The following is a 9335-nucleotide window of genomic DNA, read 5'->3' on the forward strand; positions in this document are numbered from 1 at the left end:
CCAGTGGACGACCCGCCCCCGGGACGGCCCGCAACAGGGCCGCCCCGACACGACCTGCGACCGGAAGGAGAGGGACCCGGATGCGCGGCCCCGGCCACTGCCCGGTGACCGACATGCTGGTGGCCCCCGCCTCCAACGATCACCACGCAGCGTCACCGCCGATGACCGGACAGAGCCGCCGGCCCGGACAGACCCGACACCGGGTCTCGTCCTGTCAGGCGTCCCTCCTTCTCAGGAGTACGGCGCCCACTGCCAGGCAGGCGGCCGACCAGATTGCCAGCACGCCCAGTCCCGTCCAGGGCCCGATCGGCAGGCGGTCCAGTCCAGTCGTCGCCTGGACGGCGAGTCCGGCCGGCATCGGTCCCACGCGCGCGAGTTGGCGTTGCAGCCAGGAATCGGTCAGGACGTGGATGAGCAGCGGGAAGAGGTACAGCAGCGCGAGAACCGCGCCCGCCGCCACCGCGCCGTCACGGACAGCGAAGGTGATGCCGAGAGCGAGCAGGGTGACCAGGACCAGGTAGAGCACGGAGCCGACCGCCGCCCGCAGGACGGCCTCGTCCAGGAGGGAGAGGCCGCCCGAGAGCAGCAGGAGACCGGCTACGAGCGAGCCGAGGACCGCCACGGCGCCCGCCACCGCGACCACCGCGCCGAGCGCGGCCGCCTTCGCAGTCAGGGCCGTCGCCCGTCCGGGCACCGACGACAGGGTCAGCTGGATCAACCCGCTGCCGTACTCGCCGCCCACGCTCAGCACCGCCAGGACGACGGCGAGCGTCTGACCGACGGTCACCCCGCTCAGCGCGAGCCGGGCCGGGTCGCCGACCGTCCGCGCGGTGACGGACGTGGCTGCGCCCACCGCCACGGTGACCGCGACCAGGCCCGCCAGCAGCCACCGGAAGCCCGGCTCCGTCCGCAGCTTCGTCCACTCGGATCGGCAGGCGCGCCGCAGCGTCAGTGCCTTCACGCGTCCCTCCGGCGCAGCACGACGGCCGCGGCCGTCAGGGCGACGAGCGCCCATGCGAGCAGAACGGCGAACCCGCCCCACGGGGGCAGCGGAAAGTAACCGTTGGCCGGGGTATAGACGGAGAGCACCTGCTCGTAGTGCGGCAGCGTCTGCTGGACCGCGAACCCTGCCGCCGGCGTGAGCCGCAGCAGCCACTGGGCAGGAGCGGTCGGCAGCACGCCGCCGAGGGCCAGCAGATAGGGAAGGACGGTCAGCGCGACGAGCGCGGTGATTCCGGTCGCGCCGCGACGCAGCAGGACTCCGAGCGACAGGGCCAGCACGGCCGTCGCGGCCAGCAGCAGTCCGGTGCCGAGGACCGCCCGCACCTGTGTCGCCAGGGGCACGGTCAGCACGGTGAACTTCGCGGCGTGGGCGCGAGCGTCCCCCAGGGGCAGGCTCACCGCGGCCGCGCCCGCACCGACAGCGAAGCCGACCGCCGCGACGACGACGGCCTTGGCGGCCAGTACCCGTCCCCGCCGCGGCGTGGCGGCCAGAGTGAGGCCGAGCAGCCCGCGCCGGTACTCACCGGCGGCGAACTGGGCGGCCACGACGCCGACCACGATCAGCCCGGCGAAGCTGCCGAGGAGGAAGGTCTCGACGGTCCACGCCGGACCGCCCGCAGGCCCGCCGACGACCGGCGCGATGTCGCCCGCGCCGGTGAGCGCGAAGCCGTCCCCACTCATCCGGGAGCCGCCGGAGGTCCCGGGCGCGTAGCTGCCCGAGCTTCCCGCGTCGTCGCCCACCTGCGTATACGTCCAGCCCCCTGCCTCCCCGCCCGACCACGCGCCGGTCAACGCAGGCCGGCCGAACGTGCCGGTCGCCGTGGCCGGGGAGCCGCCGCCGCCTCCGGCCGCCTGCACGGCGGCGGGGGCGGTGACGAAGAGTCCGGCCCGGACGGTCCCGGCCGGAACGGTCGCGGTGCCGATCGCGGTCCAGTGGTCCCCATCCGCCGAGTCGTAGCCGGTGACGGTCGTCCCGGTGCGGACCAGGCGCAGCCACTGCGGCTTCGCTGTGGTCGGATGCGCCGTCAGATCGCCCGCACGGTCGTGGACGTAGTCGTTCTGCATCCGGACGCCGTGCGCGCCGGTGGCCATGACGGCGGTGTAGGAGGAGCCCCGGACGAGGCTCGCCCTGATGATGAGCCCGGCCTTGGCCCACGGTGTGACGCCCGTCGAGGTGCCGCCCGGACCGCCGTCCCGTCCGCTGCCCGGGCTGCCACCACCGTTCGCGTCGGCGAGCACGCCCGTCAGTGCGGTGACGCGCACCGTCAGCGAGCCGTCGCCGGTCAGCGCACGGTGGAGGAAGGAGAAGTTGTCGTTGACCGCCTCGCCGCCAGGCCCGATCGGCAGCGCGGCGGCTTCGCCCTGGTGCTGGTTGGAGGAGACGGTGCCGGCCAGCAGGAAGAGCACCGCGACCAGGGCGGCGCCGACAGCGCCCAGCACCCAGCCGCGCACGGTCCGGAACTTGGTCCACTCGGAGTGCAGCGTCCGCCTCATCGCCCGGCCTCCCCGGCCACGGTCCCGTGGTACTGCACGGCGTCCCGGGTGAGTTCGAGGTACGCCTCCTCCAAGCCGGCGCGATGTGCCGCCAGTTCGGCGAACTGGATCCCCGCCCCGGTCAGCCGGGCCACGATGGCCTCCCCGGCCAGGCCGGTCACGGTCAGTGTGTCCGGCCCGGCCGTCTGCACCAGAGCCCCGGCCCGGCCGAGGGTCTCGGCTGCCGCGTGCGGCTCGCCCGTCCGAAGTGTCACCCGCCCGGCGGCGACACGCGTCAGCAGCTCCCTCACGCCCACATCGGCGATGACCCGCCCGCGGCCGACGACGACCAGGTGATCGGCCACGCCTTCCAGTTCGGGCATCAGATGGCTGGAGACCAGCACGGCGCGTCCCTCCGCCGCCCAGGCGGCCAGCAGCGCCCGGATCCACCGGATGCCTTCCGGGTCCAGGCCGTTGAACGGCTCGTCCAGCATCAGCGCGGGCGGGTCCCCCAGCAACGCCGCTGCGATGCCGAGTCGCTGGCGCATGCCGAGGGAGAAGCCACCTGCTCGGCGGCGCGCGGCGTCACCCAGCCCGACCTGGGCCAGGACCTGGTCGACCCGGCTCGGTGGCAGACCCTGGGTGCGGGCCAGCCAGAGCAGGTGGTTGCGGGCGGTCCGGCCCGGTTGCGGCGCACCGGCGTCCAGCAGCGAGCCGAGCCGGCGCAGCGGCTCCCGCAGGTCCCGGTAGAGGTGCCCGCCGACCAGTGCCCGTCCCGCGTCGGGCGCGTCCAGGCCCAGCACCACTCGCATCGTCGTCGACTTGCCTGCGCCGTTCGGTCCGACGAAGCCGGTCACCCGGCCCGGCCGCACCGCGAAGCTCATCCCGTCCAGTGCCTGCGTCGCGCCGAAGCGTTTGCGCAGGCCCTCGACCTCGATCCCGACCTCCATGGATCCCCTCCACTCGTTCCGTGTCCGTAAGCTCCACGGTGCGCGGGCCGGGGTGACAAGGCCGGAACGGCCGCCGTCACGCCGCTGTTAGGTCGGCTCACCTAGCCTGATCGGGCAGGACAGAGGCCGAGGAAGGAACGCGGGTGCAGGACGACAGGCTTTCCCGACGGGCGCGCACGCCGCGTCGGCGCAGCGTGCGCTGGCGGTTCACCCGCCTGTACGCCGGGCTGTTCCTCGCCTCGGGCGCCGTGATGCTCGCTGTCGTCGGCTTCTTCGCGGGCGGCTCGGTGGTCGCCTCCCCGGGCCCCGGCTCAGGCTCCTCCGCGGCGGGCGTACCGGCTGCCGCGCAGGAGCGGATCGCGTCCCTGGAACACCAGCTGGCGCAGGCGCAGGACCGGCAGACGCAGCAGCAGCTGCTCGGCTCCGCGGTCGGCCTGCTGGTGATGGGTGTGCTCTCGCCGGCGCTCGGCTGGTACGCCGCCGGACGGATGCTGCGCCCGCTGCGCACCATGACCGCCACCACCCGCCGGATCTCCGCCGACAACCTGCACGAGCGCCTCGCCGTCGACGGCCCGCGCGACGAACTGCGCGACCTCGGCGACACCATCGACGAACTGCTCGGGCGCCTCGAAGGCGCCTTCGCCGCAGAGCGGCGGTTCGTTGCCGACGCCTCGCACGAGCTGCGCACCCCGCTGGCGACCATGCGCGCGGCGGTGGACGTCACTCTCGCCAAGCCCGCGCCCCTGCCGGAGCAGACCCGCGTCCTGGCCGGCCGGGTGCGCACCGAACTCGAACAGGTGGACCGGCTGTTGGAGGGCCTGCTGACCTTGGCCAGGGCCCGCCACGAGCTGCCCGCCGCGGAGGCCGTCGCCCTGGACGAGCTCGCTGCGGACGCGCTCGTCGCGCGAGGGCTCCCCGCCGGGCCGCCGCCGGCCGACGTTCCGGTCCCACCGGTGCGGGGGAACCGGACCCTGCTGCGGCGACTCGTGGAGAACCTCGTCGACAACGCCGTCGTCCACAACGAACCGGACGGCTGGGTCCGCGTCGACGTACGGGCCGTCGGGACGGGGGTCCAGCTGGTCGTGGAGAACGGCGGGAAGGCGCTCGCGGCGGACCAGGTCACGGAGCTCACCCGCCCGTTCCGCCGCGGCGGACCCGACCGGACGGGCGGCAACGGGTCCGGCCTCGGGCTCGCCATCGTGGCCGCGGTCGTCGAGGCGCACGACGGCCGCCTGGACCTGCACGCCCTTCCCGGCGGAGGCCTGCGCGTCACCGTCACCGTACCCGTCCCCGCGGAGGCGACCGGATGAGAGTGCTCGTGGTGGAGGACGCTCGCGCGCTGGCGGATCTGGTCGCCGAAGGTCTGCGCGACCAGGGCATGGCGGTGGACGTCGCCTACGACGGCCTGGAGGCCGCGGCCAAGCTCGACGTCAACGGCTACGAAGTGGTGGTCCTGGACCGGGACCTGCCGGGCCTGCACGGCGACACGCTCTGCCAGATGATCACCGAACACGACGAGCGGCCCACGGTGCTCATGCTGACCGCCGCAGACACCCCCGCCGACCGCGTCGGCGGCCTGGGCCTGGGCGCCGACGACTACCTCGTCAAGCCCTTCCACTTCCCCGAACTCGTGCTGCGTGTCCGCGCGCTGGCCCGTCGCCGCCCCTACGCCAAGGCCAGGCTGCTGCGCGCGGCGGGCGTCGAACTCGACCCGGTCCGCCGCAGCGCCACCCGCGACGGACACCGACTCGACCTCTCCGTCAAGGAGTTCGAGGTCCTTTCCGCGCTACTGCGGGCCACCCCCGGGTTCCTGAGCGCGGAGGCCCTGCTGGAACAGGTCTGGGACGAGCACGCCGACCCGTTCACCAACACCGTCGCGGTCACCATCGGCCGCTTGCGCCGCAAGCTCGGCAGCCCGCCGCTGATCACCACCGTCCCCACGATCGGCTACCGCATCGCGGACCCCGACGCGCAGCCCGGCGCATGAGGCCACCGGAGCGGTCGACGGCTGACCGCGGACCGGCTTCGACCGGACCCGAGATCCTGCACGCCCGGACGGCTGTCGGTCGCCTGCGTCCGCCGGCCCGCGGGGGCCGGGCAGCTTCACTGCGGCGAGGTTCAGGCGGGTGCCCATGCCGAGGTTCACCTCCCCGTGGGGGCACACGCGGGCCCAGGACAGCGGGGCCGGGCCGCACCGGTCGGCCGGGGTGGGAGCTCGCCCCGTTCGGGCTCGCCCAGAACGTCCTGGAGCATCAGGACGTCCACGTGGACCAGGGCGCGGACTGGAGGACGCGCAGGCACAGGACGGACACCTCCTGCTCGTCGCGCCGGTTCGAGGCGATCTCTCCGCGCCGGACTCGATGTGGCGCATCGACCCGGACCGGAACCGCTCCCACCGGAGCCTGCTCGCCCACCTCGCCGCCGGCGGCACTCTCACCGGAGGCGACGCCACCGTCCTCCGCAAGGTCCTCGCCGTCCCGCGCCGCCTGCGGCGCCCATCCCCGACCGGGCCGACCCGACGGACTTTCATCCCGCCAGGACCGGTTCCGTTCCACCGCCAAGACCTGGCCCCCGGTGGGCTTCGCCGATCAGTTCCGCCGAGGCGGGCCCCTACCCGGACCCGGAGCCCGTCCCGCCGGTCACGAAGGGAAGCAGCGTCAAGGCCCACCCGATTTGCTCGGCGATCGCCAAGGGGCCGGGGCGCAGCCGCCGACCGGCCGTCCTCCGGTGGACGGCTGCCGAGTCGGCGGACTGTTCGCCGTGACGGGTCGTCATATCGCGGTAACGGCTCGGATGTACGCGCTCACTCGGACGGGCTAGGGTGGCGCGGGAGCGGTTCGGTGCGAGTAAGCCCGAAGGCCTTCCGCAGCCGGCCACCGGCGCGGCCGCGCCGGTGGCCGTCACAAGAAGCCCGGGAGGGGACCGTCTGATGCCGGGAAAGACGGTGTGGATCGACCTCGGCCACGTCGGGACGGCGGCCGAGGAGATCACGGGACCGCTCGGAGCACCCGACAGGCCGACCCGTGCGTCGCGGACCGCAGCCAAGCAGGTACGGGCATCCGCCCGTAGGACCGGTCTGCTCAGTCAGGCGCTCTTGGAGCGCGTCCTCGGTGAGCGGCCCCGGCCGACCACGCGAACGGGCCCGGGGACGGAGTCGTCCCCCGGTGCGAGAGGCAGCGCCTACGGGAGGGAACGCGCAGGGCACCGGTCCGGCACCGCGCTGACGGTAAGGGAGCGGGCCACCGCCCTCAGCCGGATCACTGACACCGCCGTCGCGTCACCCGGCCCGCGCCCGGTCGAACCGCCGCCCCCCCACGCCTGCGCCAGGTGTGTCCGAGGTCCGGGGCGAGACCGACCCTGCCGCCGCCCATGGCGCCGATCGGCGCCATCGACCCCGGCACCGACCACCACGACCGCACGATCCGGAACGCGACCACCGCCCTCCCGAACCCCCGGCACGGTCGACCACCGGCGCAGGACCGAGAGCGACCGTCCGGACCCCGGGCGGTCCGCCGACCGCCGCCGCGTCCGTCCCCGCCGGACGAACCAGCCCCGACCACGGGCACACCCGCCCGCTCCCGCCCGGCCGCGGGCCCGCCGCCACCCGCACCGACGAAGGAAAATCCGCGTGAGCAACGACGAGCAGGCCCGGACCGCCGAATTCGACACGACGGCTGAACCCGCAGCCACCGGCCGACTGACGCCCCGGGAACCGGTGGAGCCCACCCCGGTCCACGTCGGTACGGCCGCGCCCGAACCCACGCCGTTGGAAGTGCAACGGCAGGGGTACGAGCCGTCGGAGGCGGCGGGGCGGGGTGTGTTGCGGCCGGAGGGTTCCTCGCCGGTGCGGCAGGGGACGCCGTTGGAGGCGCAGTACCAACGGCAGGGGACGCCGTTGGAGGCGCAGCACGCCTCACCGGAGGCGCAGCAGCAGGGTCGTGCTTCCTCGGGAGCGCTCGCTGCACCGCAGGCGGGAAGCTTCGTGGCCCGTGAGGAAGGCGGAGAGCCCTCAGCCGGGTCGGGGGCGAAGCAGGAGGGTGACACGTCGGATGCCGGGGCGGGTTTCCAGGTCGACCCGGAAAAGTACCGGGCGGCTGTGTCGCCGGTGATGGCCGCTTCCGAGCAGATCGCCGACCTCTACCGTTCGCTGAGCGCTTTCCTGCCAGCGCTGGAGGCCCAGAACCCGTGGGGCGACGACAAGTCGGGCAAGAAGTTCTCCGAGGGGGAGAAGGGCTACCTGAAGTTCAGCCACGACACCATGAAGACGTTCAAGAGCCTGCCCGACTCGATCAAGGGCATCGCCGACGGGTTGAAGCAGATGGCGGGCAACTACCGGGACGCCGACGAAAGCGTCGTCTCCGATCTCGGCGGCATCGAGAGCACCGTGCAGATGCCCGGCTCCCCGTCCGTCCCGTCCTCACCCGTCCACGTCCCGATGACGCCGCAGATCACCCCGCGCGGAAGGCACTGACCCATGGCTGTCGAAATCCCCGAACCACTCCAGTGGGTCTTCCTGCTACTCGCCGGAACGCGTTGGCCCGAGGCCGACGAGGACCAACTGCGTGACATGGCCGACCACTGCCGCAAGACGGCCCAGGGGCTCCAGGACGCGGCGCAGAGCGCCGATTCGGCCGTCAAGCAAGCTCTGGACGGCCAGAAGGGCACCGCTGCCGAGGCGTTGGGCACGTATTGGGACACGTACACGGTCGGCGAGGGCACTCCGGAGAACCCCGGCTACCTGCCCGGCACCGTCAACGCGCTGAACGCCATGGGAGACATGCTGGAACAGGTGGCGAACTCCGCCGAGACCGCGAAGATCCAGATCATCGCGCAGCTCGGCATCCTCGCCTTCCAGGTGGCCACCGCCGAGGCCGAGGCTCCCTTCACCGCGGGCGCCTCGCTGGCGCAGATCCCGGTGGAGGTCGGCATCGTGCGTGAGACGGTTGGGGAGATACTGCAGACGCTTCTGCGGGAAACGCTGGAGATGGCGGCCAAGATGGCCGCACAGATGGGCGCGATCAACCTGCTCGCCCAGACCATCGAGGTCGCGGAGGGCCACCGGAAGAGCATCGACGGAAAGGAGTTCGGCCGCAGCGTCCTGGGCGGTGCGGCGGGCGGCGCGGCCGCGCACCTGATCGGAAAGGGCATCGGTGCGGGCGGCGCGAAGATCGGCGCCAAGGACATGGTCGGCTCCGTCCCCGGCAAGATGGTCACCGGCGCCGCGGCCGGCGTCGGTGCCGACGTCTCCGCCCAACTGGCCACCACCGGCAAGGTCGACGGCGATTCCCTGCTCGGCTCCGGCCTGTCCGGAGCGGCCGGCGCGGGCCTGCACGCCGGTGCAGCGGGAATCAAGGGCCACATCAGCCCCCCGCCCGCACCCCCGGCCCCCAAACTCGACCTCCACGGCGGGAGCGGCAGCGGGAGCAGCGGAGCCGGTGCCGGTGCCGGGCACGACGGGCCGGCCACCTTCAACAAGTCCACCACGTCCTCGGGCGGCGGCACCTACCACGGACCCGCCGGAACCCCCTCCGGCAGCGGTGGCCGCGGCCGCGCCGTGACGGAGACCACGAACACGAGTCCCTCCACCCCCCACCCTTCAGGGACGGGGGCGGGAGGCGGGTCGAAGGCAGACGGCCTGGTCCCGTTCGGCCCCGGCTCCGGCCACAGCAGCGCGGCCTCCACACCCCCCACCCCGCACGACCGGACCGGCCAGCACATCCAGGACGCCCCGGCACCGCGCGCCCAGACGCCCGAGCCCACAACGAAGGCCGATTCGGCGCCACCGCGATCGCAGCCCCGAACAGTCACACCGCCGCAGCCGCGCGAGTTGGTGCCACTGCGTCAGGACGGTCCGGTGGAGCGGCACGAGCCCGCGCCGCAGCCGCGTGAGTCGGTGCCGCTGCGTCAGGA

At 73.8% G+C, this 9335-nt stretch carries 6 protein-coding genes and 1 pseudogene; 4 read left to right on the plus strand and 3 right to left on the minus strand.

What is annotated here, in order from left to right; translation table 11 throughout:
* Positions 1–214: 214 nt before the first annotated feature.
* The 3 genes from K353_RS32985 to K353_RS32995 are packed head-to-tail and all read right to left on the minus strand — an operon-like array spanning position 215 to position 3425.
* Positions 215–961: an ABC transporter permease gene (locus tag K353_RS32985; RefSeq protein WP_233533987.1), complete on the minus strand. Its 747-nt coding sequence runs from the start codon at positions 959–961 to the stop codon at positions 215–217.
* The gene (locus K353_RS32990) at positions 958–2496 is read right to left on the minus strand and encodes an ABC transporter permease subunit (protein WP_111557156.1); all 1539 of its coding nucleotides are present in this window, start codon (positions 2494–2496) and stop codon (positions 958–960) included. Before K353_RS32990 ends, K353_RS32985 begins: the two co-directional genes overlap by 4 nt.
* Positions 2493–3425, minus strand: coding sequence for an ABC transporter ATP-binding protein (locus tag K353_RS32995; protein WP_111557157.1), 933 nt, complete (start codon positions 3423–3425; stop codon positions 2493–2495). The genes K353_RS32990 and K353_RS32995 overlap by 4 nt, the downstream gene beginning before the upstream one ends.
* Positions 3426–3568: 143 nt before the next feature.
* On the opposite strand from K353_RS32995, the gene K353_RS33000 reads away from it, so the two are divergent.
* The 4 genes and pseudogenes from K353_RS33000 to K353_RS33015 form a co-directional block, all read left to right on the plus strand.
* Entirely contained in the window at positions 3569–4735 is a 1167-nt protein-coding gene (locus tag K353_RS33000; RefSeq protein WP_233533988.1) for a HAMP domain-containing sensor histidine kinase, read from the plus strand.
* Entirely contained in the window at positions 4732–5412 is a 681-nt protein-coding gene (locus tag K353_RS33005) for a response regulator transcription factor (protein ID WP_199528321.1), read from the plus strand. Before K353_RS33000 ends, K353_RS33005 begins: the two co-directional genes overlap by 4 nt.
* Before the next feature lie 1641 nt (positions 5413–7053).
* The gene (locus tag K353_RS33010; protein WP_111557158.1) at positions 7054–7896 is read left to right on the plus strand and encodes a hypothetical protein; all 843 of its coding nucleotides are present in this window, start codon (positions 7054–7056) and stop codon (positions 7894–7896) included.
* A 3-nt stretch (positions 7897–7899) separates the two neighbouring features.
* Positions 7900–9335: pseudogene (locus tag K353_RS33015) on the plus strand (hypothetical protein); the annotation flags it as partial.

The organism is Kitasatospora sp. SolWspMP-SS2h (genome assembly GCF_003259315.1).
Lineage (GTDB): Bacteria > Actinomycetota > Actinomycetes > Streptomycetales > Streptomycetaceae > Kitasatospora > Kitasatospora fiedleri.